The organism is Pseudomonas rosaeacicularis (assembly GCF_057128745.1).
In genome coordinates, this window is sequence record NZ_JBSKHT010000009.1 from 185,838 (window position 1) to 209,659 (window position 23,822).

General features: G+C 59.7%; 25 protein-coding genes. 10 read left to right on the forward strand and 15 right to left on the reverse strand.

Features of this window, described 5'->3' with window-relative positions; translation table 11 throughout:
- The first annotated feature begins 76 nt into the window (after nt 1-76).
- Genes ACWKWM_RS13685 through ACWKWM_RS13695 form a run of 3 tightly spaced genes read left to right on the forward strand, consistent with a single transcriptional unit; the run spans nt 77 to nt 2,333 of the window.
- Nucleotides 77-1,471 carry a class II fumarate hydratase gene (locus ACWKWM_RS13685; protein WP_483846643.1) on the forward strand — a complete coding sequence of 465 codons (1,395 nt, stop codon included), beginning with the start codon at nt 77-79 and terminating at the stop codon, nt 1,469-1,471.
- On the forward strand, nt 1,464-2,078 hold the full coding sequence (locus tag ACWKWM_RS13690; RefSeq protein WP_483846644.1) for an NAD(P)H-dependent oxidoreductase: 615 nt from the start codon (nt 1,464-1,466) through the stop codon (nt 2,076-2,078). The genes ACWKWM_RS13685 and ACWKWM_RS13690 overlap by 8 nt, the downstream gene beginning before the upstream one ends.
- Nucleotides 2,079-2,120: 42 nt before the next feature.
- Nucleotides 2,121-2,333 carry a DUF6316 family protein gene (locus tag ACWKWM_RS13695; protein ID WP_483846645.1) on the forward strand — a complete coding sequence of 71 codons (213 nt, stop codon included), beginning with the start codon at nt 2,121-2,123 and terminating at the stop codon, nt 2,331-2,333.
- 33 nt (nt 2,334-2,366) lie between these two features.
- Here ACWKWM_RS13695 and ACWKWM_RS13700 read toward each other — a convergent pair whose 3' ends face one another.
- Together ACWKWM_RS13700 and ACWKWM_RS13705 are read right to left on the reverse strand one after the other, a co-directional pair.
- Complete coding sequence (locus ACWKWM_RS13700; RefSeq protein WP_483846646.1) at nt 2,367-2,957, reverse strand: tRNA-uridine aminocarboxypropyltransferase; 591 nt, start codon at nt 2,955-2,957, stop codon at nt 2,367-2,369.
- Between the two features lie 25 nt (nt 2,958-2,982).
- A complete protein-coding gene (locus ACWKWM_RS13705; RefSeq protein WP_483846647.1) occupies nt 2,983-3,876 on the reverse strand; it encodes a LysR family transcriptional regulator in 894 nt (297 codons plus the stop codon).
- A gap of 255 nt (nt 3,877-4,131) precedes the next feature.
- On the opposite strand from ACWKWM_RS13705, the gene speB reads away from it, so the two are divergent.
- The 3 genes from speB (at nt 4,132) to ACWKWM_RS13720 (ending at nt 7,223) form a co-directional block, all read left to right on the forward strand.
- A complete protein-coding gene (gene speB / locus ACWKWM_RS13710) occupies nt 4,132-5,082 on the forward strand; it encodes an agmatinase (RefSeq protein ID WP_483846648.1) in 951 nt (316 codons plus the stop codon).
- 235 nt (nt 5,083-5,317) lie between these two features.
- Complete coding sequence (locus ACWKWM_RS13715) at nt 5,318-6,697, forward strand: sodium:solute symporter family protein (protein ID WP_483846649.1); 1,380 nt, start codon at nt 5,318-5,320, stop codon at nt 6,695-6,697.
- A gap of 235 nt (nt 6,698-6,932) precedes the next feature.
- The gene (locus tag ACWKWM_RS13720; protein WP_483846650.1) at nt 6,933-7,223 is read left to right on the forward strand and encodes a hypothetical protein; all 291 of its coding nucleotides are present in this window, start codon (nt 6,933-6,935) and stop codon (nt 7,221-7,223) included.
- A 124-nt stretch (nt 7,224-7,347) separates the two neighbouring features.
- Here the strand turns inward: ACWKWM_RS13720 and ACWKWM_RS13725 are convergent, their stop codons facing one another.
- The 3 genes from ACWKWM_RS13725 to ACWKWM_RS13735 form a co-directional block, all read right to left on the reverse strand.
- On the reverse strand, nt 7,348-7,473 hold the full coding sequence (locus ACWKWM_RS13725; RefSeq protein ID WP_483846651.1) for a PA1414 family protein: 126 nt from the start codon (nt 7,471-7,473) through the stop codon (nt 7,348-7,350).
- Between the two features lie 183 nt (nt 7,474-7,656).
- Complete coding sequence (locus tag ACWKWM_RS13730) at nt 7,657-9,108, reverse strand: NCS1 family nucleobase:cation symporter-1 (RefSeq protein WP_483846652.1); 1,452 nt, start codon at nt 9,106-9,108, stop codon at nt 7,657-7,659.
- Nucleotides 9,109-9,500: 392 nt separating this feature from the next.
- Nucleotides 9,501-10,865, reverse strand: coding sequence for a DNA recombination protein RmuC (locus tag ACWKWM_RS13735; protein ID WP_483846715.1), 1,365 nt, complete (start codon nt 10,863-10,865; stop codon nt 9,501-9,503).
- Between the two features lie 1,095 nt (nt 10,866-11,960).
- Here ACWKWM_RS13735 and ACWKWM_RS13740 point away from each other — a divergent pair.
- The 3 genes from ACWKWM_RS13740 to ACWKWM_RS13750 all read left to right on the forward strand — a co-directional run bounded on the left by ACWKWM_RS13740 (nt 11,961) and on the right by ACWKWM_RS13750 (nt 14,387).
- Entirely contained in the window at nt 11,961-12,185 is a 225-nt protein-coding gene (locus tag ACWKWM_RS13740; RefSeq protein WP_483846653.1) for a hypothetical protein, read from the forward strand.
- A 278-nt stretch (nt 12,186-12,463) separates the two neighbouring features.
- Complete coding sequence (locus tag ACWKWM_RS13745) at nt 12,464-12,955, forward strand: hypothetical protein (RefSeq protein ID WP_483846654.1); 492 nt, start codon at nt 12,464-12,466, stop codon at nt 12,953-12,955.
- Between the two features lie 139 nt (nt 12,956-13,094).
- A complete protein-coding gene (locus tag ACWKWM_RS13750; protein WP_483846655.1) occupies nt 13,095-14,387 on the forward strand; it encodes an OmpP1/FadL family transporter in 1,293 nt (430 codons plus the stop codon).
- 181 nt (nt 14,388-14,568) lie between these two features.
- Here ACWKWM_RS13750 and ACWKWM_RS13755 read toward each other — a convergent pair whose 3' ends face one another.
- The gene (locus ACWKWM_RS13755) at nt 14,569-15,120 is read right to left on the reverse strand and encodes a glutathione peroxidase (protein ID WP_483846656.1); all 552 of its coding nucleotides are present in this window, start codon (nt 15,118-15,120) and stop codon (nt 14,569-14,571) included.
- A gap of 84 nt (nt 15,121-15,204) precedes the next feature.
- Here ACWKWM_RS13755 and ACWKWM_RS13760 point away from each other — a divergent pair, with 84 nt between their 5' ends.
- A complete protein-coding gene (locus ACWKWM_RS13760; RefSeq protein ID WP_483846723.1) occupies nt 15,205-15,351 on the forward strand; it encodes a hypothetical protein in 147 nt (48 codons plus the stop codon).
- Here the strand turns inward: ACWKWM_RS13760 and ACWKWM_RS13765 are convergent.
- From ACWKWM_RS13765 to bluB, 9 genes are all read right to left on the reverse strand, one after another.
- Nucleotides 15,333-16,541 carry an MFS transporter gene (locus ACWKWM_RS13765; protein WP_483846657.1) on the reverse strand — a complete coding sequence of 403 codons (1,209 nt, stop codon included), beginning with the start codon at nt 16,539-16,541 and terminating at the stop codon, nt 15,333-15,335. The two genes, ACWKWM_RS13760 and ACWKWM_RS13765, sit on opposite strands and share 19 nt — an antisense overlap.
- A gap of 274 nt (nt 16,542-16,815) precedes the next feature.
- On the reverse strand, nt 16,816-17,547 hold the full coding sequence (locus ACWKWM_RS13770; RefSeq protein WP_483846658.1) for an adenosylcobinamide-GDP ribazoletransferase: 732 nt from the start codon (nt 17,545-17,547) through the stop codon (nt 16,816-16,818).
- Nucleotide 17,548: 1 nt separating this feature from the next.
- Nucleotides 17,549-18,121: an alpha-ribazole phosphatase family protein gene (gene cobC, locus ACWKWM_RS13775; protein ID WP_483846659.1), complete on the reverse strand. Its 573-nt coding sequence runs from the start codon at nt 18,119-18,121 to the stop codon at nt 17,549-17,551.
- Nucleotides 18,118-19,170 carry a nicotinate-nucleotide--dimethylbenzimidazole phosphoribosyltransferase gene (gene cobT, locus ACWKWM_RS13780; protein ID WP_483846660.1) on the reverse strand — a complete coding sequence of 351 codons (1,053 nt, stop codon included), beginning with the start codon at nt 19,168-19,170 and terminating at the stop codon, nt 18,118-18,120. Before cobT ends, cobC begins: the two co-directional genes overlap by 4 nt.
- The gene (gene cobU, locus ACWKWM_RS13785; protein ID WP_483846661.1) at nt 19,167-19,691 is read right to left on the reverse strand and encodes a bifunctional adenosylcobinamide kinase/adenosylcobinamide-phosphate guanylyltransferase; all 525 of its coding nucleotides are present in this window, start codon (nt 19,689-19,691) and stop codon (nt 19,167-19,169) included. The genes cobT and cobU overlap by 4 nt, the downstream gene beginning before the upstream one ends.
- A complete protein-coding gene (locus ACWKWM_RS13790; protein WP_483846662.1) occupies nt 19,688-21,154 on the reverse strand; it encodes a cobyric acid synthase in 1,467 nt (488 codons plus the stop codon). The genes cobU and ACWKWM_RS13790 overlap by 4 nt, the downstream gene beginning before the upstream one ends.
- Nucleotides 21,151-22,155, reverse strand: a complete 1,005-nt coding sequence (cobD, locus tag ACWKWM_RS13795; RefSeq protein ID WP_483846663.1) for a threonine-phosphate decarboxylase CobD — start codon at nt 22,153-22,155, stop codon at nt 21,151-21,153. The genes ACWKWM_RS13790 and cobD overlap by 4 nt, the downstream gene beginning before the upstream one ends.
- The gene (gene cbiB, locus ACWKWM_RS13800; RefSeq protein ID WP_483846664.1) at nt 22,148-23,056 is read right to left on the reverse strand and encodes an adenosylcobinamide-phosphate synthase CbiB; all 909 of its coding nucleotides are present in this window, start codon (nt 23,054-23,056) and stop codon (nt 22,148-22,150) included. The genes cobD and cbiB overlap by 8 nt, the downstream gene beginning before the upstream one ends.
- Nucleotides 23,053-23,703: a 5,6-dimethylbenzimidazole synthase gene (bluB, locus tag ACWKWM_RS13805; protein WP_483846665.1), complete on the reverse strand. Its 651-nt coding sequence runs from the start codon at nt 23,701-23,703 to the stop codon at nt 23,053-23,055. The genes cbiB and bluB overlap by 4 nt, the downstream gene beginning before the upstream one ends.
- Between the last annotated feature and the right edge of the window lie 119 nt (nt 23,704-23,822).

Here is a 23,822-nt window from a genome sequence, read left to right on the forward strand (position 1 = left end):
TTCATGCAGTCAGGCGTGGAACCCGACCGGGTTCTCAGGGCCTAAACTGCGCAATCGACCTTGAGGAGAGAGTCCAGTGAGCCGTACCGAAACCGACAGCATAGGTCCGATCGAAGTCCCCGAAGACGCTTACTGGGGAGCCCAGACTCAACGCTCGTTGATCAATTTCGCCATTGGTCAGGAGCACATGCCGCTGCCAGTCCTGCACGCATTGGCCTTGATCAAGAAGGCCGCTGCGCGGGTCAACGACCGCAACGGCGACCTGCCAGCCGACATCGCCCGCCTCATCGAGCAGGCCGCCGATGAAGTGCTCAGCGGCAAGCTTGACGACCAGTTCCCGCTGGTGGTCTGGCAGACCGGCAGCGGCACGCAAAGCAATATGAACGCCAACGAAGTGATCGCCGGACGCGCCAACGAGCTGGCCGGCAAAGGCCGTGGCGGCAAGAGCCCGGTCCACCCCAACGATCACGTCAATCGCTCGCAAAGCTCCAACGACTGTTTCCCCACCGCCATGCACATCGCGGCAGCGCAGGCGGTCAAGGAACAACTGCTGCCGGCTATCACCGAGCTGTCCGCTGGTATTGCCGAACAGTCTTCGCGCTACATGAAACTGGTAAAAACCGGCCGTACGCACATGATGGACGCGACGCCGATTACCTTCGGTCAGGAACTGTCTGCGTACGTGGCGCAGCTCGATTACGCCGAAAAAGCCATTCGCGCCACCCTGCCCGCCGTGTTTGAGCTGGCGCAAGGCGGCACCGCCGTCGGCACCGGCTTGAATTCCCCACACGGCTTTGCCGAAGCGATTGCCGCTGAACTGGCTGCGTTGTCGGGCCTGCCCTTTGTTACGGCGCCCAACAAGTTCGCCGCGCTGGCAGGCCATGAGCCGCTGACCGCGCTGTCCGGGGCTTTGAAGACGCTGGCCGTGACCCTGATGAAAATCGCCAACGACTTGCGCCTGCTGGGTTCCGGCCCCCGCGCCGGTCTAGCCGAGGTCAAGCTTCCGGCCAACGAGCCGGGCAGTTCGATCATGCCGGGCAAGGTCAACCCGACCCAGTGCGAAGCCTTATCCATGCTGGCCTGCCAGGTCATGGGTAACGATGTGACCATTGGTTTCGCCGCCAGCCAGGGCCACCTGCAACTGAACGTCTACAAACCGGTGATCATCCACAACATCCTGCAATCGATCCGTTTGCTGGGTGACGGCTGCCGCAACTTCAACGAGCACTGCATCGCGGGCATGGAACCGGACGCTGCCAAGATGGCTGAGCACCTGGAGCGCGGCTTGATGCTGGTGACGGCGCTCAACCCGCACATCGGTTACGACAAGTCCGCACAAATCGCCAAGAAGGCCTACAGCGAAGGGCTGACCTTGCGTGAAGCGGCGTTGGCGCTGGGCTTTCTCACCGATGAGGAGTTCGACAACTGGGTACGCCCCGAGAAGATGCTAGAGGCAGGAAGCAATGGTTGACGCCATCAGCGGCGCCACCCCACTGGAAGGGTACGGCAAGCGCATTTTGATGATTTTCGGTACGCCGAAAAGCATCAGCCTCTGCCACGCTCTGGGCGAAGCGTATGCCCAGGGCGCGCGCAGCGAAGGCCATGTGGTGCGCATGCTCAAACTCGAAGAAATGGAATTCGACCCTGTGCTGCATGGCGGATACGACTTGAACCAGACCCTGGAACACGATTTGCTCCAGGCCCAGCGCGAGATTCACTGGGCCGAGCATCTGGTGTTTGTCTATCCGGTCTGGTGGGGCGGATTGCCCAGTTTGCTCAGCGGGTTCTTTGATCGGGTGTTCACCCCAGGCTTTGCGTTCAAGGCTCACGGCCGCAAGCACCCTTCCAATGAACTGCTGCGCGGGCGCACTGCCGAACTGCTGGTGACCATGGACACGCCGTCCAGGTATTTCCGGTGGATTTATGGCGCCCCGGCGCATCGTCAGATGACGCGCACGATTCTTGAGTTTTGCGGCATCAAAACCAAGCGCCTGACGCAATTCGCGCCGGTGCGCACCTCTACCGAGGAGCAGCGCCAGCAGTGGATCCGGCAGGCTGAAGGTTTAGGCAAAAAGTAATACGATGGATCCACCTCAACGTTCCAATCTCAGGAGAAGGCTATGTTAGGCAAACGCGAACAAGATCCAGACGCCAGAGTGCAGTTCCGCAGTGATCGCGTCTCTCTGGTCAACGGCATGTATTTTTTCAGCACCCGCGAGAACACCCTTGAAGGCCCCTTCCCCAGCCGCGACGAAGCGGTCAAGGAAACCGAGGCCTACATCAGGCGCATGCAAGGCCGTAACTCCGGGCAATCGTCTGAACTGAACGGCTGATTTCAAGACAGCCAGCGGTGTGAAGCCTGCCAATCACAAGTGATTGCGCTGGTAAGTCTGTTCGCCCATTGCTGCAATCTGGCCCTCGATCAATGCATCGAATGGCTTGAGCAATGCCTCGAACGAAGTCTGCGGTTCAAGGGTGTGCAAGGCGTGAACAATCGCTTCCAGCGTCGATAAGGCGTCCGGTCCCGGTGCCTTGCGAAGTCGATAGCGAGACACCGGTGCATCGTTTAGCGTCACCCTCGGCAATGCCGCGAGCATCGGATTGAGGTGCAGCAGCTTTCGCGCTTTGCGCCACGTGCCGTCGGGCACAATCAGCAGCGTCGGCAACGATGTTGCTTCCGCCGCCTTCAGCGGCTCGGCACCCTCCCCCGGGAACAGCAATCGCGGCTGATACCCCGGCACGTTGATCATCCCTGACAAATCCTCGAACACCTCCCCTACCACCAACTGCGCATTGTTCAGACCTAAGGCCGCCAATCGCGCGGTATTCAGCGCGTGGCTGACCTCGCTGGGGTGCTGCAAAATCAACACCCGCGTGCGGCTTTCCAGTGCCGGGATCAGCGCGCAGAGACAGTGATTTTCAGGTCGCAGGCAGCGTTCGCATCGGGCGCGGGCCATGGGTCAATCCTTTTTTAAAGCGGCATCACAGCGGGTTGAGCTGGGCCTTGAGCAAATCGCGGAAGGTCTGGATCAGCGGCTCGCGGCTACGGCCCCGACGCAGAATCATCGAGAACGGCGCCTGGTACCCGAAAGTGGCAGGCAACAACACGCGCAACTGGCCGGAATCGACCCAGGACTGCGCGTAATGCTCCGGCAGGTAACCGATGTACGCGCCGGACAACACCAGAATCAACTGCGCCTCCATGCTTTCTACCGTCGCCGCGCTGTGCTTGAAGCCGTGGCGCGCCAGCTCAGCCTGACTCCAGTAACCGCGCCCGACCATGCGCTGCTGGGTGATCACCGGCTCCGGAATTCGTCGCTCGTTGAACAACGTATGGCGACTGCTGCAATACAGCCAGTGCTGCTCGCGGTACAGGGGCTGATACAACAGGCCGTTCATGCGCGTCGAAAATGAACCAATCGCCAGATCCAGCCGGTTATCCAGCACGCCGAGTTGCAACTCGTAAGGGCTCATGACCGACAGATGCAAATGCACCGCTGGATGCTCGGCACTGTAGGCGCCGATGACTTCGGCAAACGGCAATGCAGGATCGCTGACGGTGGAATCGAGCACGCCCAGGTTCAACGTGCCACGCAGTTCGCCTTTGAGCGCCGCGGCGTAAAGCTCGAAGCCCTCCAGCTCGCCGAGCAAGCGCAGGGTTTCTTGGTGGAACAGCTCGCCCTTGCTGGTCAGACTGAAACCGCCCCGCCCCCGATGGCACAGCACAATGCCCAGCGCCGCTTCCAACTGGCTCATGTAGGTGCTGATCGCCGAGGTCGACAGGTTGAGTTCTTGCTGCGCGCTGGCGAAGCCCTGGTGGCGGACCACGCAGACGAAAATGCGCAGCAATTTCAGGTCGGGTAATGCGTTGGCCATCGGGGATACCGGAAATATCTATGACTCGAACGAACTGTAGGAGCCAACTTGTTGGCGAGCCAGACGCCCCGATGTGTCAGGCAGGACGCCTCGCGAACAAGTTCGCTCCTACAGAGCCGCATTTTCGCGCAGCTTACCCGATACTTCAGAAATCTCTGAACTAAGTATTTTGCCTCAGCGATTGTTCCCGCCTGCCGCGGTTCGCAAAATCCGCCCCAGGCTAAACCACTCTCCAATAACCGATGAGGCAATCCCGTGGACAAGATTTTTCACCAACCACTGGGCGGCAACGAAATGCCGCGCTTCGCCGGCATCGCCACCATGATGCGTCTTCCCCACCTGCAAACGGCCGAAGGCCTGGATGCTGCCTTTATCGGCGTCCCACTGGACATCGGCACGTCGCTGCGTGCTGGCACCCGTTTCGGTCCGCGGGAAATCCGCGCTGAATCGGTGATGATTCGTCCCTACAACATGGCCACCGGCGCTGCCCCATTCGACTCGCTGTCGGTCGCGGATATCGGCGACGTGGCGATCAACACCTTCAATTTGCTGGACGCCGTGCGCATCATCGAAGAAGCCTACGACGGCTACCTCGAACACGGCATCATCCCGCTGACCCTAGGCGGCGACCACACCATCACGCTGCCGATCCTGCGCGCCATTCACAAAAAGCACGGCAAAGTCGGGCTCGTCCACATCGATGCCCACGCTGACGTTAATGATCACATGTTCGGCGAGAAGATCGCCCACGGCACCACCTTCCGCCGCGCGGTTGAAGAAGGCTTGCTCGACTGCGACCGCGTGGTGCAGATCGGTCTGCGTGCCCAGGGTTATACCGCTGAAGATTTCAACTGGAGCCGCAAACAAGGCTTCCGTGTGGTCCAGGCTGAAGAATGCTGGCACAAATCCCTGGCACCGCTGATGGCCGAGGTGCGCGAGAAAGTCGGCGGCGGTCCGGTTTATCTGAGTTTTGACATCGACGGTATCGACCCGGCGTGGGCGCCAGGCACCGGTACGCCGGAGATCGGCGGCCTGACCACCATTCAAGCCATCGAGATCATTCGCGGTTGCCAGGGCCTTGACCTGATCGGTTGCGACCTGGTGGAAGTGTCCCCTCCGTACGACACCACCGGAAACACCTCGCTGCTGGGCGCCAACCTGCTGTACGAAATGCTTTGTGTGCTGCCGGGAGTGGTCCATCGCTGATCGCATGGCGGTAATGGAAATGTTTCTGTAGGAGCGAATTCATTCGCGATGCGGTAGTACAGCCAATGAATTGGGTTGGATGTGCCCAAGTCTCGCGAATAAATTCGCTCCTACAGGTCGACGGTTTAACGCTAGCCCCGCAATCCCTTATAAAAACGCTCACCCGCTGACTGCCTGCTTCCCCTCAGCCGGCTGATCCGTGCCTCACTATAAAAACAAAGATTGGAGACACTGCATGACCCTGGATATTTTCGTCGTCGTCATTTATGCCCTCGGCATGCTGGTACTCGGTTGGTACGGCATGCGCAAAGCAAAAACCCATGAAGACTACCTGGTTGCCGGACGCAATCTGGGGCCCAGCCTGTACATGGGCACCATGGCCGCAACGGTATTGGGCGGGGCGTCCACCGTTGGCACTGTGCGTCTGGGTTATGTACATGGGATTTCCGGCTTCTGGCTGTGCGCCGCACTGGGCCTGGGCATCATTGCGCTGAACCTGTTCCTCGCCAAACCCCTGCTCAAACTGCGTATCTTTACCGTCACCCAGGTACTGGAAAAACGCTACAACCCCATGGCTCGCCAGGCCAGCGCGGTGATCATGCTGGCCTACGCGTTGATGATCGGCGTGACCTCGATCCTTGCCATCGGCACGGTAATGGAAGTCCTGTTTGGGCTGCCGTTCTGGGTGTCAGTGCTGCTTGGAGGCGGCGTCGTGGTGGTCTACTCGACCATCGGCGGCATGTGGTCACTGACCCTGACCGACATCGTGCAGTTCGTGATCAAGACGGTCGGCCTTATGTTCATTCTCCTGCCGATCTGCCTGTACCGCGTCGGCGGCTGGGACGAACTGGTCAGCAAGCTCCCGGCGTCTAGCTTCAACTGGACCACCATTGGCTGGGACACAATCCTCACCTACTTCCTGATCTACTTCTTCGGCATCCTGATCGGCCAAGACATCTGGCAGCGGGTGTTCACCGCGCGCACTGAAAAAGTGGCGCAGTACGCCGGCACCGTTGCTGGCGTGTACTGCATCTTTTACGGCCTGGCCTGCGCATTGATCGGCATGGCCGCCCATGTGCTGCTGCCGGACCTGCAAAACGTAAACACGGCTTTTGCTGCGATCGTCAAAGCCTCGCTGCCCGATGGCATACGTGGTCTGGTGATTGCTGCAGCATTGGCCGCGATGATGTCTACCGCCAGCGCCGGACTGCTGGCCGCCTCGACGACGCTCACCGAAGACCTGCTGCCCAAGTTGCGCGGCGGCAGACAATCGAGCCTGGGCATCAACCGATTGTTCACCTGCCTGACCGGCTTCGTGGTGCTGGCTATCGCGTTGGTGGTGAACGACGTGATCAGCGCCCTGACGCTGGCGTACAACCTGTTGGTAGGCGGGATGCTGATCCCGTTGATGGGGGCGATTTTCTGGAAGCGTGCGACCACAGCCGGAGCAATCAGCAGCATGGTGCTGGGGTTTGTTACCGCACTGGTTTTCATGTTCAAGGATGGCCTGGACGCCAATACGCCGATCTACTGGAGCCTTGCGATAGGCCTGGTGAGCTTTGTGCTGGTCAGCCTGTTCTCGCCACGGCCGATGGCAGTGCGCGCGGCGGCGTGAAGCAGAAATATCATACAAACGGGGCGCTTGAGGGCGCCCTTTTATTGCCTTGGAAAAAGTCGCACGCCGATGCAAGCCCCATGGCGAAACTTCAGCTAGCCTTCAACCCAGAGCGGCTTGTGCTAAAAACGAGCGTGCGATAGTGCACGCGACATTGGCCGCACAGTGGGCTCCAAACCACCCTCTGTCTTTTGAAGTAAGGGTTAATCTCTTCGACATCACAGCAGAGTCATACATGGACCGCCAGAAAATCTACCAACACGTGATTGATGCACTGGGAAAGATTCTCGTCGATAAAGATCCCATCAGAGACGATGCGCTGATGACTGACTTGATTCTGGACAAACAGGATTTCGATCAGTTCTTTAGCGATCTGCAGTCAGATTTCGGGATCGTGATGCCACCACGCCTCAAAGCAGAACTCTCGCAACTCCCGGACAACGATGACCACCACGAACTGACCCTGAACGCTTTCGTGGACGTGATTGCATCGGAAATGAAAGACAGGGGACTGATCAAACGCTGATGCGTTTGATTACTGACTGAGGAGGAGTTAATCGCAGGAAAGCCGTCTGTAGACAGCAGCAGAGTGACGATGCGCGGGCTATCAGGCGATAGCACCGCATGTTCTCTGTGTTTTTGACCAGGAATCAGCGCCGCGGCTGGCGGCGCTTGTCGTCGTTAGTGCGCACGGGGATGGGTTGCAACTTGGGTGGTTCGATCAAACCCAGCGCGACACCTACATCGTGGAGCCATTCTTGCAGTTTGCTGTTCATCTCAACGCCCCCTTCAGGGAAATTCTCGGCAGCCAACCTCTGAGCCGCTTAAGGCAGATCATAGTGCCTGAACGCACTTTACGCCTGCTACCGAGTGTCGCGGCAGATATTTTTTCTCTTTGCGAGACTTCTGACCCTTTGAACAGCCTATTGACAGGAAGCAGGCGACAAACGGCGCGCTCCCTAACCCACGGCGACAGGTGCCACGGCCCCGGCTTCGTGGGCTTTACTGCGACGCGCCAAGATATAAAGCAGTGCGCCACCCAAGAAACATCCGGTAAACCATGCGAAATTCGCCATCATCTGCAACGCAGGAATGAAGGTGATCGCCAGGCCGGCCAAAGTTGCCAGCACCAACGCCTTTACAGCTGTGTAATTTACTCCGCCGGTATACCAATAACGGCCTGTCGGCCCATCGTTGAACAGCGCGTCAACGTCGATTTGCTGTTTTTTGATCAGGTAATAGTCCACCAACAGGATGCCGAACAGAGGCCCGATGAAGGCGGCAAGCACATCGAGCGTGTAGTGAATCACCTGTGGATTGTTGAACAGATTCCAGGGTGTGATGAAGATCGAAGCCACGGCGGCGATCATTCCGCCAACACGCCAGCTGATCTTGCTCGGCGCCACGTTGGCGAAGTCGAAGGCCGGGGACACAAAGTTGGCAACGATATTGATGCCGATGGTGGCGGTCACGAATGCAAAGGCCCCGAGTAATACCGCGACGTCGTTGTCGATACGCGCAACGGTGGCAATCGGGTCATGCAGCATCTCGCCAAAAACCGGCAATGTCCCCGAGACAATAACCACCGTCACCAGTGAGAACGCCAGAAAGTTCACGGGCAAGCCCCAGAAATTGCCGCGTCTGACGTCTGCCATGCTGCGGCAATAGCGGCTGAAGTCGCCAAAATTCAACGTCGGACCGGAGAAGTAGGACACCACCAGCGCGGTGGCCATGACGATCTGCGAAAACGCTTCCCAGCCGGTCAGGGATTTCTCGGACAGGGTGAAACTGATGTTCGCCCAACCGGCCTTCCAGACAATCCAGCCAGCCAGCATGAACATCACCGCATACACCACCGGCCCCGCCCAATCGATGAACCGACGAATCGAGTCCATGCCGGTCCAGAACACTGCGGCCTGAACCACCCACAACGCCAGGAAACCAAACCAGCCCAAGTAGGAAAGGCCGGCGAAATGCGGCTCGGCGAAAACACCCATTTGCGGGAAGAACCGCAGCACCACGATGATCAGCGCACTGGAGGCCAGATAGGTCTGGACGCCATACCAGGCAACCGCAATCAGGCCGCGAATGATCGCCGGGATATTCGCCCCGAAGACGCCGAACGCCAGGCGACAGATCACCGGGTACGGCACGGCAGCCTGTTGGCTGGGTCTGGCGAGCAAATTGGCGATCATTTGAATAAAGCAAATACCCACCAGCAGAGCGATAAGCACCTGCCAACTGGCCAAGCCCAACGCGAACAGGCTGGCCGCGAACACATAGCCGCCGACGCTGTGCACGTCGCTCATCCAGAAGGCGAAGATGTTGTACCAGGTCCACTTCTGCGGCAGCGGGCCGAGATCTTCGTTGTACAAGCGTGGGCTGTAACCTTTGGGGTTTGGCTCGGTCATCGCATGTCTCCCTGAGGGCGGACGCGCTCCCGAATGACGTCTTACGCACACTGCGTACGGGAGCGCGTGTGGGTTGTATACGAGTTGATAGGCAGAATGCGTGCCAGAGTAATTTTAAATAGTCCCGAGATGGCGCGCACCGCGGAATTGAAAGGAAGCTCAGGGGGAATGCTGGCGATGGGAAATCACGGGGCACCAGGCCAAAGTGCACGCTGGCTGTGCATGGATGCCTGATGGTAGTGCGTTTCGAACGAGCAGTGGTCACATCGGCGACAGCGCTAAAGATTGTATACAACCCACTTTCATGTAGGAGCCAACTCGTTGGCGGGAGGCCAACGTCGTGTGTCAGGCCTACCGCTTCGCGAACAAGTTCGTTCCTACGGATGACGCGTTCAATCCTGCAATTGCGGCAACCCATCCTCATCAGTCATCGCCCGCTCCAGCAGATCCGCGGGCAGTGATTTGCTCGCCCGAGCGCCCAGCAGTTTCAGCTGCTCACTGCGACTGACCAGGTTGCCGCGCCCCTCCGTCAGCTTGTTCCGTGCAGCGCCATAGGCTTTGTCCAGCTGCTGCAGACGGTTGCCCACCTCATCGAGGTCTTGAATGAACAGCACGAACTTGTCGTACAGCCACCCCGCTCGCTCGGCAATTTCCCGCGCGTTCTGACTTTGACGCTCTTGCTTCCACAAGCTGTCGATCACCCGAAGCGTGGCGAGCAACGTCGTGGGGCTGACGATGACGATGTTGCGGTCGAACGCCTCCTGAAACATGTTCGGCTCGGCCTGCAGCGCCGCCGAAAATGCAGCTTCGATGGGCACGAACAGCAAAACGAAATCCAGACTATGAAGGCCTTCGAGACGCTTATAGTCCTTGCCCGACAAGCCCTTTACATGGTTGCGCAGCGACAACACGTGCTGCTTTAAAGCCAGTTGCCCGATGACGTCGTCGTCCGCCGAAACGTACTGCTGATAGGCCGTCAGACTGACCTTTGCATCGACCACCACCTGTTTGTCACCGGGCAACATGATCAACACATCAGGCTGGAAACGTTCGCCGTCTGGGCCTTTCAGGCTGACTTGCGTCTGGTACTCGCGACCCTTTTCAAGGCCGGCGTGCTCCAGCACCCGTTCCAGAATCAACTCGCCCCAGTTACCTTGAGTCTTCTGACCTTTGAGTGCGCGGGTCAGGTTGGTCGCTTCATCGCTCAGACGCTGGTTGAGCTGTTGCAGACGCTCAAGCTCTTTGCTCAACGAAAACCGTTCTCGAGCTTCCTGCTGGTAGCTTTCTTCCACGCGTTTTTCGAAGGACTGAATGCGCTCTTTCAGCGGATTGAGCAATTGCCCGAGCTGCTGCTGGCTGGTTTCGGCAAACCGCTGTTCGCGCTCGTCGAAGATCTTGCTCGCCAATTCTGCGAACTGAGCCCGTAATTCATCCCGTGAACCTTGCAGGTCATTCAGACGCTGTTGATGACTTTCCTGCTGCTCACGCAACTCGGCATTGAGCGACGCGCACTGGGAATCAAGCCGCCGTAATTCAGCTTCTTTGTCTGCGCGCTCCTGATTCCACTCCTCCAACGCCTCACGGGCGCCTTCATGCTGCTGGCGCAGCAACTCAACCTCTCTGCGCAATGCCGCCAGTTCTGCCTGCTTGGCGGCGTTGGCCTGACTCAAATCACTGATTTCATCGCGACTGGCATCGAGCTGCGCGCTGAGCCCGTCCTGGGCCATCTGCGCGTTGCTCAACCGTTCATCCATCAACGCCGCATCGGCATCGCGAAGCGCCAGCTTTCGCTGTAGCTGCCACGCTAACGCCAGTAACGGCAAAGCCGCCACCCCAAGACCCAGCAACAGGCTGGTCAGGTCCAAAGCCATACATTTTCCTCAAGTACCGATTGATGCTGGCGGCATTATGCGCAGAATGCGCCGAGCCGTCCGAATTCCGATCAGCGGTTGCGCGCTCAAGCGTTGGGGCGGGTAGCGAGGGAGGAGAGTGCGCGAAACAGAGCCGCGGATCGGGACAATCCACAGAACCTGTGGATAACTCAGTGGACAACACCCCGTGAACCTTCGCAAACGCAGGCAGAATGGGGCCTGCGTTCAAACTGACGATTTTTTCACCAGTGAAAAAAAACGATGTTTTTCATTGACTTAATAAATCAGCACATTAAATCAATCTGTTAGCGGCGCATGTGACAGTGATATGGCAACTACGGCCGCTAATGTGCACAAGTCAATTTGCCATCTTCACAAAGGGGCCCAAGCGGCCCTCTGAATGCCCGATAATGCTGGCGAATCTGTAATGATTGGAATGTTTGCAAGCGTATGGCCCCACACTTAACCCTGCACCCGCGATGCTTAACCCCGCCTGAACGTAACGACATTTGAAATGAGCGCTTCCATCGGTATGGCAATTGGGTTAGCATCGCCGCCGTTAGTACCAAGCTGAAAGTCAATTCTGGCCGAACAAATCCCCCAGCCACTGCTCATCCAAGGATAGCGGGTTGAAAAAAGGGATCGGCCACCTCGATGGTTTCCAGGCATAACTCACTCACATGGCCTTCCCTACAGACAGGAAGGATGTTTTGAGATCCATGACCTGCCAAAGCCAGCCTGCAAATTGATCAGGATCTTCACCCCGAGCCTCGAACCTTAGCTCCTGTTGTGATGCCTGCCCTCCTAAGTACCTACCGGTCAGCCCAGCGCTACACGATAACTGCGCTTTAACTGGCTGCTTTTGTTCCAGACAGGTTCTTCGCCCTGCCCCTGACTCGCAATCGAGCAATGGCCCGCGTTTTCTGGAACGTTTTATTTTTGCACGGCTCTATTCCGTGTCGTTTTAGGAACACCATAATCATGAATGCTCATATCCATACTCAGGATGCTATCCGCACCCTCACCAACGCCTTCGCACCAATGAACTGCCTGATCATGGCCGCTCGCAAAGGCTGCTTCAGCTTCACAATCGTCAACGAACACGGCATTGCGCGTCACAGTGAACGCCTGTATCCAGACCAGTACTCCAGCGCTGAACCGCTGCAGGCTGTAATCGACCGGACCCGACAGGCACTCACCGCCTGATACCGTTCGTCGCGTAACACGATAGATACAACCAGGCCTCGCCCATTAACGGCGGGGCTTTTTTGTGCCTGTTTTTCTTATGAAATTTCGTTCGGGGTCAGAAACGCTCGCTATAAAGCGGGCACCCATAATCAGGAAAGATTTTAAAAACAGCCCTTTACATCGCGAATATGACACTACACTTGAACTCAAGCGGCCTGTGCCGCTTCCGGTGGGCCTATTCGATTCACTGCTGCCAAGCGCCGGGCTCACCGGGCCACCTACATCCCGAGGATGTTATGGGAATCGCTGCCAGTGAACTGTGCCAATACGTGATACGCCCGACACTGATCTACCTCGGACGCCACACCCCCAACGCCGAGCTGTTTCTGGTCGGTGTTGCAGCCAGCCAGTCGGCATTGGGGGCTGAACTCGACAGCCATCGCGGCCATGGGCTTTACAGCATCACCGACACCCTGCACTGGCGAGTGTGGGACGAATATCTAGCCAAGGATCCCGACCTTGCCAGCCTGGTGCGCGGCCTCGCGAGTCAACATGCCTTTCTCACCGGACCCGACCTGGAGCTGACTGTAAATCTGCGCTACTCCACGGCAATTGCCTGGCTGATGGTGGAAGCCAGTCGCCTCCCCTTACCTGCCGAGCACGACTTGTTGGGCATGGCCCGAATTTGGCGCCAGATATTTCAGCCCAAAGGTAACCTCAAGGATTTCGCCACAGCCTGGCACACTTCGGTCCGCCCTCTGTATCAGGTCGCCCCAGCCATTTTGTGACCTTACAGTACTGCTGGAAATGGCGGTACGCCCTGCAGATTGTCCTACAAAAACAGCTCTAAATCGGGTGATCCAGCCTATAGCGCGTTGTGGAAAATGTTGGTAATTTCCGCGCGGTGATCAACAAGGAGTTCTAATAATGAAAAAAGTAATGATCAAAACCAGCCTAAGTCTCGCCGTCACTCTCGCCTCCACCCAGCTCTTCGCTGCCGGCTTCGCGCTTAACGAACAAAGTATCAGCGGCATGGGTACCGGCTTTGCGGGCCGTTCGTCCTCCGTCGATGACGCCAGCATCGTGTTTGGCAACCCCGCCGGCATGTCGCGGCTCAAGCGCCAACAAGTCACCGTTGGTGCTGCAGCGATCGATGCAAAAACCGACATTTCAGACGCCAGCGGCCGCAGTGCCGGCAGTAACAAGGGTGACATGGTGCCGTTCACTGCGGTTCCAATGGGGTTCTATGTCAACCCGATCGATGATCACTGGGCCTTTGGTCTGGGTGTTTACGCGCCGTTCGGCCTGATCACCGATTACGAAAACAATTTTCAGGGCCGTAACTTCGGCAGCAAGAGCCAGGTGAAGGTCATCACCTTCCAGCCAACGGTCAGCTACGCATTCAACGACAAAGTGTCGATCGGTTTCGGACCGACCATCAACCGTATTTCCGGCGTACTGGAATCGGCGTTGAACGTCAGTGGCGCGCTTGGGCGGCCGACCGGTGACGGTCGCGTTCAGGTCAAGGGCGATGATGTCGGCTACGGCTACAACATCGGGTTGATGGTGCAGGCGACGGAGTCCACCAACCTGGGCCTGACCTACCATTCCAAAGTGACCTACAAGCTCGACGGTCACACCGAAATTGCTCCTGGCGCGGGTGTGCCTGCGCAAGTACTGGGCGCTGGCCGCTACGACGCCAAGCTGAGCCTTGATACTCCGGAATCGGTCGACTTCTCCGTGACCCAGAAGCTGACCGACGACTGGAAACTCTACGCGGGTACTACCTGGACTCGCTGGAGCCGTCTGAAAGATATCACCGTCGAAAACTCCGGCGTCACCCGGGCCGGTGGCGCTCTAGCGCCGCAGCTGGCCAGCACCATCACTGAAGAACAAAACTGGCACGACACCTGGGCTTACGCCATCGGCACCTCGTATCAGCTCAACAAGCAGTGGGTTTTGCGCACCGGTCTGACTTGGGACCAGTCGCCTACCAACAACACCGATCGTTCGCCACGCATCCCGACCGGTGACCGCACGATCTTCAGCATTGGCGCTGGCTGGAGCCCAACCGACGACATCACTGTCGACGTGGCTTACTCCTACCTCGACGAAGAAAAGGTGAGCGTCAACCGTACCAACGCTTTGGGCAACGCCTACAGCGCCAAGTACGACAACAGCGCCAACGGCTTTGGCCTGGGCCTGACTTACCGCTTCTGATGCAGTAGGCGGGACGGGCTGAAAAACCCGTTCGCCAGACCCGGAAAACCCCGCAGCCAGCGATGGATGCGGGGTTTTTTGTTGATCGGTTAGCCGTTCTGTAGGAGCCAACTTATTGGCGAGCCGATCAACCCGGCGCCACATAAAGCCTCGCGAACAAGTTCGCTCCTACAGATAGTGCTCACGGCTTGGACGCTATGGCCTTTTCCACCGCCGCAATCAACTCGGGGTCATCCGGCGTGGTCTTGCTGGAAAAACTGGCGATGACATTGCCCTTGCGATCCACCACGTATTTATAAAAATTCCAGCGCGGCGGATTGCTCTGCTCGGCCAGCACTTTGAACAGATGCGTCGCGTCATCACCCCGCACCGGCTGCGGCTCGGTCATGGTGAACGTCACGCCGTAATTGACGTAGCAAACCTTGGCCGTTTCGGCGGCATCGTTGGATTCTTGCTTGAAGTCATCCGAAGGCACGCCGATCACTTCCAGCCCCTGCCCCTTGAAACGCTGATTCAACGCTTCCAGACCTTTGAACTGTGGAGCGAAGCCGCAGAAGCTTGCGGTATTGACCACCACCAGTGGCTTACCGGCAAACTGTTTGCACAGGTCGATATCCTGTTTAGCACGCAGTTTGGGTAACTCGCCCTGCAGCAGCGGCGGGCAATCGGCGGCGAGGGCCACGGCACTCATGGCAAACAACAGCACAGGCACAGCAATCCAGCGAACTCTCATGGCAGCATCCATCGCTTTACGCGCAGCAGTTATTGTCTGACCACACGCTACTCCATGGCGCCACGAATGCCTAGGCACGCCCGTATGGACTCTTCAGCAGGCCCCCATGCCAAGCTGCAACGCCCCAAGGCCCACGTGCTGCCAGCCCCACCACGCAGCGGCCAGCAGCGCTGCGCCAATGGCAACGCCAACCAAGCACGGCAAAAGCCTGATCACACCGACACGCCCTGAACTTGCAACCGCGCCACAGGCCGTTCACGCACCGGCCAATTGAGCGCAGCCGCGATCAGGCTGAGCAGGATCGACACCTGCCAGATCAAATCGTAATTGCCAGTGCGGTCGTAGACCACGCCGCCCAACCAGCCGCCGAGAAATGCGCCCAACTGATGAAAGAGGAAGACGATACCGCCCAGCATCGACAGGTTGCGCACACCAAACAGGGTCGCAACGGTACCGTTGGTCAGCGGCACGGTGGACAGCCACAACAGCCCCATCGTCACGCCGAACAAGTAAGCGGTGGTCTCGCTGAGCGGTATCCAGAGAAACAGGCTGATGACCACAGCGCGCAGCAAATAAAGCGCAGTGAGCAAACGAGGCTTGGACATCCGACCGCCGAGCCAGCCAGCGGTGTAGGTACCGAAAATGTTGAACAAGCCGATCAGGGCTAGCACGGTGGTGCCGACTTTGGCCGGTAAATGCTGATCCACCAGATAGGCCGGCAGATGGATGCCGATGAACACGACCTGGAACCCGCAAACGAAGAACCCGAAAGCCAACAGCCAGAACCCTGAATGGGTGCAGGCTTCGTGGAGGGCTTCGCGCAAGGTTTGCTGACCTTCAACGACCGGAAGCGGTTTGTCCTTGAGCATGCCCACCAGTGGCAGGATGAACGCCACCAGCAGACCCAGCGCCAGCAGCGCCATCGACCAACCCAGCCAACCGATCAGCCCCAGCGTGCCGGGCAGCATCGCGAATTGCCCGAACGAGCCCGCCGCACTGGCGATGCCCATGCCCATGCTGCGTTTTTCGGGCGGCAAGGCGCGACCGACGACGCCCAGAATGACCGAGAAGGTGGTGCCGGACAGGCCGATGCCGATCAGCAAACCCGCACTCAGGGACAGGCTTAACGGCGAATCCGCCATGCTCATGCACATTAAGCCAGCGGCGTAGAGAATGCCGCCAACGAACACCACTTTTGCCGCACCGAACCGGTCTGCCAGCGCACCAGCGAAAGGCTGTGCCAGCCCCCAGATCAGATTCTGAAAAGCGATGGCGAAGGCAAATACCTCCCGCCCCCAACCGAACTGCGCGCTCATGGGCGGCAGGAATAGCCCGAAACCGTGCCGGGTGCCGAGCGACAGCGCCAGGATTAGCGCACTGCCAAACAGTATCCAGCCACTGGCTCGCCAAACCGACGTCATTGTTGTTCTCCCGGCGCGTAGGCCGTAAGGGTAAAAATAGGCGGATATGCCCGCTTCTGGAGGATCGGAAATTACGCCGTGGGTGTTGATGATGTCAATGAGTGCTTCTGCCCGGAAGGCGTAGGAGCCATGCTTGCAGGCGATTGGGCGCGAAGCGGCCCTTGGTTTCGTCTGATCCACCGCAGGCGCAGGTTTTACTGCCGGTGCCCGGCAGATCGCTGGCAAGCCAAGCTCCTACGGCCTCCGGCCAGAACTAACAGCATCCGTGCTGGCGTCAGGTCAAGGCCAGCGCAACCAGCACGGCCACTTCCAGCAATTCCAGTAGCGCGCCCGCCGTATCGCCGGTGGCGCCGCCAAGCCGCCGAATCATCAGGTGCCGCAGCCAGAAAAAAACCGAAGCAGCCACCAGCAGCGCAACAACCCCTGCGCCACCTGCGATTACGCAACAGCCAATCGCCACGACCCAAAGCACCTGACGCCCCAAACGCCGAGGCAAATGATCGGCCAACGCCTGGCCCAATCCGCCCTGTCGCACATAGGGCGTGTCGAGAAAAAGCCCAAGCAACGCGGCCCGTCCGATAACCGGCGCCAACAGCAATCCGAAACCGTATTGCTGTTGAATCAGCGCCACGATGGCGACAAATTTGAGCAGCAGCACCAACACAAGCGTAACCACCGCAATCGGACCGCTGCGGGGATCTTTCATGATTGTCAGGGTGCGCTCGCGATCACCGAAACCGCCAAGCCAGGCATCGGCGCTGTCGGCCAGACCGTCCAGATGCAAGCCACCGCTGAGCAACACCCCTGCAGTCAGCACCAGCGCCGCGTGCAACAACAACGGCGCGCCGTGCAACAGCGCGCTGAACGCCATCAGCACAACGCCGAACACCAGACCGACCAAGGGATAAAACAGCAGCGAGCGACCCGATTGCTCTGGCGTCGGCATGCCGGGCAAGCGGATCGGAAAGCTGGAAAGAAACTGCAGGGCGATCCAGAACGGCAACATTCTAAAGCTCCTTTAATGCACAGCCAGCATCCACTTCGAGGGCGAACAGGCCGCCGTGGCCGACCTCGACCTGCAACAGTTGCTCCCGAGGCAGACCTCGCGCCTGAGCCAAAAGCAACTTCATCACCCCGCCGTGGCAGATCAAAAGCACTCGCTCACCAGCGAACGCGCGGTGCAAGCGCTCGACCGCACCCCGCACACGCAACGAAAAATCAGCCACAGGCTCACCGTTCGGCGGAGTAAATCCGTAGGGATCGGCCCAAAACAGGCCCAACCCCTGGGCGTCAGTCTCCATCAACTGCGCCGCGCTGTGCCCTTCCCAATCGCCGAAATGCAGCTCTTGCAGATCAGGTTCCAGGTGCAGTGGCAGGTCCAGCCTCCCCGCCAGCTCCTCGGCGAATCGCGCGCAGCGCTGCAACGGCGAGCTGATGATCCGATCCCAACGCCCGGCCTCGGTCACGGCCGATCGCATCTGTTGCCAACCCAGGTCGGTCAGCGCGTCGTCGAGACTGCCACGCAGGCCGCCGCCGAATTCGGTTTCGCCATGACGCAGCAGATCCAGACGCAGGCTCATGCAGGGCGATCCGCCACGGCCGCTTCGGCAAACGTCGCCATGCCGTTGTGCAGCTCACACGCCAGTCGTAAAAGCGGCACGGCCAACGCGGCGCCACTGGCCTCGCCCAGACGCAGGCCCAAATCCAGCAACGGCTCGGCCTGCAAGGCCTCCAACACATGACGATGGCCGGGTTCTGCGCCACGGTGGGCGAAAAACAGCCATGGGCGACACGCCGGATTCAGACGCACCGCCACCAAGGCCGCGACGGTGCAAATGAAGCCGTCGACCAACACCGCAATGCCTTCCTGAGCGCTGGCCAGATAGGCGCCGACCAGCGCTGCAATTTCGAAACCGCCCAAGCAGGTCAGGATGCCCAATGGGTCCCCCGCCTGATCAGCATGCAACGCCAGCGCACGTTCGATGACCTGCGCTTTGTGGCTGATGCCGTGTGGGTCAAGGCCCGTGCCTGGACCGACCAGCAGCGTCGCAGGTGAATTCAACAACGCGCAGGCCAAGGCGCTGGCTGCCGTGGTGTTGCCGATGCCCATTTCGCCACCGATGAACAACTGCGCCCCTGCCGCCTTGGCCCGCAGCACGCTGTCGCGACCGCCTTGCAACGCCAGCAGGCATTGCTCGTGAGTCATCGCCGGGCCTTTGGCGAAGTTCGCCGTGCCCGCACCGATGTTCAGGTGGACCACGCCGGGAAGATTAAGCGGCGAAACGGTGCCCAGATCGACCACGTCCAATTGCGCCGACAGTTGCTTGGCAAGCACGCTGATCGCTGCGCCGCCCATGACGAAGTTGTGCAGCATCTGGCCGGTGACGGCCTGGGGGTAGGGAGAAACACCTTCGGCTACAACTCCGTGATCACCGGCAAAAATTGCGATCCAGACGCTATCGACGTGGGGTTTGACCCGCCCCTGCAAACCGGCCAGTTGCACCGCGACGCGCTCCAGTTGCCCGAGGGAGCCTGCAGGTTTGGTCAGTTGCTGTTGCCGAGCCTGCGCTTGTTCAAGGCTGTGCGGGTCGATTTCCACAAGCGGCGCGAGCCACCAGACATTACTCATAAAGCGGGTCCTTTCAGGGTCATCGGCAGACCGGCGACAGTCAGCACCACGCGCTGGCAGCGTTCGGCCAGCGCTTGATGCAGCCAGCCGGCTTCATCGACGTAACGGCGGGTCAGCTCACCGAGGGGCACGACGCCCATCCCGGTTTCATTGCTGACAAAAATAATCTCGCCCGGCAATGCAGCCAGGCATTCCAGCAAGGCATCGCGTTCGTGGCTCAAACGCTGCGAGTCTTCGAGCATCAGCAGATTGGTGAGCCACAACGTCAGGCAATCCACCAACAGGCACCGGCCCGCCTGCGCGTTTTCTCGCAGCATGCGAGCCAGCTCGATAGGTTCCTCGACCAGCCCCCAGTGTTCGGGACGACGCTGACGATGGGAAATCACGCGTTGATTCATCTCGCCATCCAGCGGCTGACTGGTGGCGATGTAGATGACCTCGAGCCCGCTCTCATCCGCCAGTTTTTCGGCCAGACGGCTTTTACCGGAGCGCGCGCCGCCCAGAATCAATTGCAGCGTCATGGGTTATCCAGTCCACAGAGTTGGCGCAGCAGCGTCAGATCCAGATGGTTTTCCACCAGATCGGCCAAGCGCTCGATGTCACGTTCACGTAGCGCGTGGTAGTCCACCGCGTCCACGTTCGTAAGACCGGCCCAGCGCAGCAAAGCGCTGCACGCAGCCGGGGTTTCAAACAGACCGTGCAAGTAGGTGCCGAAAATCTGTCCATCCACGCTGTGCGCGCCGTCGCAGCGGCCGTCGTCAAGCAGCACGGCAGAACGCTCCAATGCGGGGCCGCTGGTTACGCCAGCATGGATTTCATAGCCACTGACGTCGGCATCTTCCAACATCAAGCGCCCGCGCACGTTGCGCAGCTGCTTCTCTTCTTCCAGCACGGTGCTCATGTCGAGCAAACCCAAACCCGGGCTCGAACCGGCATCGCCCTCCAGCCCCAACGGATCGTGCAGCTGCGTGCCGAGCATTTGCAAACCGCCGCAAATCCCTATCACCTTGCCCCCGTAGCGCAGGTGACGCTCAATGGCGCTGTCCCAGCCATGCTTGCGCATGAACGCGAGGTCGCCGCGCACGCTTTTTGATCCCGGCAGGATGATCAGATCCGCAGCGGGGATCGCCTGACCAGGCCCGACGAATTGCAGATTGACCTGTGGGTGCAGGCGTAGCGGATCGAAATCGGTGTGGTTGCTGATGCGCGGCAGCACCGGAACGATGACGTTGAGCACGCGCTCGACCTTGTCGGTCTGGCGCTGATCAAGTCCGTCTTCGGCCTCAAGGTGCAGGTCCATCACATAGGGCAGCACGCCGACCACCGGTTTGCCGGTGCGCTGTTCGAGCCAGTCCAATCCTGGCTGCAGCAGGGCGATGTCGCCGCGAAAACGGTTGATGACGAAGCCTTTGACCCGCGCCTGTTCGCTGGGTGAAAGCAATTCCAGTGTCCCGACCAGATGCGCGAAGACCCCGCCGCGATTGATGTCGGCCACCAGCAGTACCGGGCAATCCACCGCTTCGGCAAAGCCCATGTTGGCGATGTCGCCGGCACGCAGATTGATCTCGGCCGGCGAGCCTGCGCCCTCGACCATGACCACTGAATAAGCTTCGCTCAGCCGTTGGTGCGATTCGAGCACGGCCTGCATCGCGATGACTTTGTAGTCGTGATACGCCACGGCATTCATGGTGGTCACAGCGCGGCCATGAATGATCACTTGAGAACCGGTGTCGCTGTTGGGTTTGAGCAACACCGGGTTCATGTCTGTGTGCGGCGCCAGGCCACAGGCTTGGGCCTGCACCGCCTGCGCTCGGCCAATTTCGCCACCGTCTGCGGTCACGGCACTGTTGAGCGCCATGTTTTGCGGCTTGAACGGCACCGTGCTCACGCCCTGGCGGGTCAGCCATCGGCACAGCGCCGTCACCAGCGTGCTCTTGCCGGCATCGGAGGTGGTGCCCTGAATCATGAGGGTTTTGCTGGTCATTGGGCGTCCTTCGAAAAGGCTTGAAGCGCTGTTTCGAGGCGCTTCCAGTCGGCGTCGTCACGGGGCAGACCAAAACGCAGGCTGCTGTTGTGCGGCCCGTTGTTCTGGAACAAGCGCAGCAAAATGCCGCGTCGGGCGCAGAACTCGTAAAGCGCTAACGCCTGAGGCGTGATCAGCCATTGAAACAACGCGCAACCGCCCAGCGGGGCAAAACCGTACTGGGTCAGCAGAGCGGAGAGCCGCTCACTGGCCTGCCCCGTGCGTTCGCGCTGCAAGCGCTGGCCTTCGCGGTCGTTGAGGCAAACTTGCGCCAATACCCGCGTAGGACCATTCACTGTCCAGGGTCCGATATGTTTGCCCAACACTTTGAGAAAACGCTCTTCGGCGAGCACAAAACCCAGGCGCACGCCTGCCAGACCAAAGAACTTGCCGAACGAACGCAGGACGATCAGCCCGACCCGATTTGACTTGCTAGCAAGGCTTAAGCTCGGTGTGTTGTCCATGAACGCTTCGTCCACCACCAGCCAGCCGCCGCGCGCGGCAAGCCGGGCATGCCAGTCCAGCAAGCGTTTTTGGGTCAGGCTCAGGCCGGTGGGATTGTTCGGGTTGACCACCACCAGCACGTCGAGGGTGTCGATGAAGCGCTCGACTTCGTGCTCAAGCACCTCGCGCACCAGAAACCCGCCGCTGCGCCACGCCTCGGCGTGTTCGGCATAGCACGGTGACAGCACGCCGACCTTGCCGGCCTGGCGCAGACGCGGCAACGCCTGGATCGCCGCTTGCGAACCGGCCACCGGCAACGCGTGGGGGGCGCCGTAATAATCGCAGGCGGCCAGTTCCAGACCGTCGTCGGTTTCGGGCAGTCGCGCCCAGGCTGAAGGGGGAATCTCGGGAATGGGCCACGGCCATGGGGAGATGCCGCTGGACAGGTCGAGCCAGTCCGCTTCGGCGATCCCATAATGGGCTACTGCCCCGCGCAAACGCCCGCCGTGTTCAAGCATAGAATTCAGTCCCCACGCACAGGATCAATAGCCAGAGCCAGACGCCACGCTGCACCAGTTGCCAGCCGCGATCAATGGAGTCGGCATCGGCAGGCGCGCCCTCTCCCAGTTGCGGCCTTTGATGCAGCTCGCCGTGGTAGATCGCCGCCCCGCCCAGTTCAACACCCAATGCGCCAGCACCCGCCGCCATGACCGGGCCAGCGTTGGGGCTGTCCCACTTCGGCGCTTGGGTGCGCCAGCAGCGTAAGGCAAGTCGGGTTTTGCCCAGCAGCGCGTAGGTCAGTGCCACCAACCGCGCAGGAATGTAGTTAAGCAGATCGTCAATCTTCGCTGCCGCCCAGCCGAAGCGCTCGAAGCGCGCGTTGCGATAACCCCACATGGCGTCCAGGGTATTGCTCAACCGGTACAGCACCACGCCCGGCGCGCCGAACAATACGAACCAGAAGATGGCGGCGAATACTGCATCGCTGCCGTTCTCAAGTACCGACTCGGTGGCCGCACGGGCGACTTCGGTGCTGTCGAGTTCGCTGGTCTGGCGACTGACCAGATAGCCAACCCGGCGCCGCGCTTCGTCCAGGTCATCAGCACGCAGCGCCCGAGCCACCGGATCGACGTGTTCGCCAAGGCTGCGCAGGCCCAGCGCGCAATACAAAGCCGCGATCTCGAACAGCCAGCCGATGTAGGGCAGCCAGCTCAGGACTGTCGCCACGATCGTGAGCGGAATGACTGCGATGAACCACGCGGTGACGCCATGACTGCGCCAACCGCGCCCACCGGAGTTGAAGCGCCGCTCAATGCGCTCGGCAAAACCGCCGAACGCCACCAACGGGTGGTTCCGTTTTGGCTCACCGAGCAGCGCATCCAGCGCCACCCCGGCGACGCTCAATAACGCCACGCTCATGGATGCACTCCCCAGGTATTTTCATAAACCAGATCGTCGAGTGGACGCGGCTGCGCCCAGCCCTCCATCACCAGCATCGGCTGTGGATAAAATTCGCCGACCGGCCCCAGACACAGAATCGCCAGTGGCTTGGCGCCGGCCGGCATACCGAGCAGGTCGGCCAGGGCTTGTGGGTCGAACAGCGAGACCCAGCCCATGCCCAGCCCTTCGGCGCGTGCGGCGAGCCACATGTTCTGGATTGCGCAGGACAATGAGGCCAAGTCCATTTCCGGCAGCGTGCGCCGGCCAAAGATGTGTTTCTCACGGTCGTCCATCAACGCGGCCACCAGCACTTCGGCGCAATCGTTGATGCCTTCGACCTTGAGCTTCATGAAATCGTCCGCACGCTCGCCCAGCGCCTCGGCGGTGCGAATGCGCTCTTCTTCAACTTGCGCCTGAATCCGTTCGCGCAATTGACCGTCGCTGACCCGAATGAAGCGCCACGGCTGCATCAACCCCACGCTGGGCGCGTGATGCGCGGCTTCGAGCAAACGCGCCAGCAACTCCGGCGCAACGGTGCCGCCGCTGAAGTGACGCATGTCGCGCCGTTCGGCGATGGCGCGATACACCGCTGCGCGCTCGTCGGGGCTGAAGGATTGGTCGGTCATGACTTCCACCACACGATGGCCTGTGTGCACACGCTCTTGTGGGAGCGGACCTGTCCGCGAAGAGGCCTGTGAATCCGATGCATTGGTTGCGCCTGTGACTGAGTCTTCGCGGACAGGTC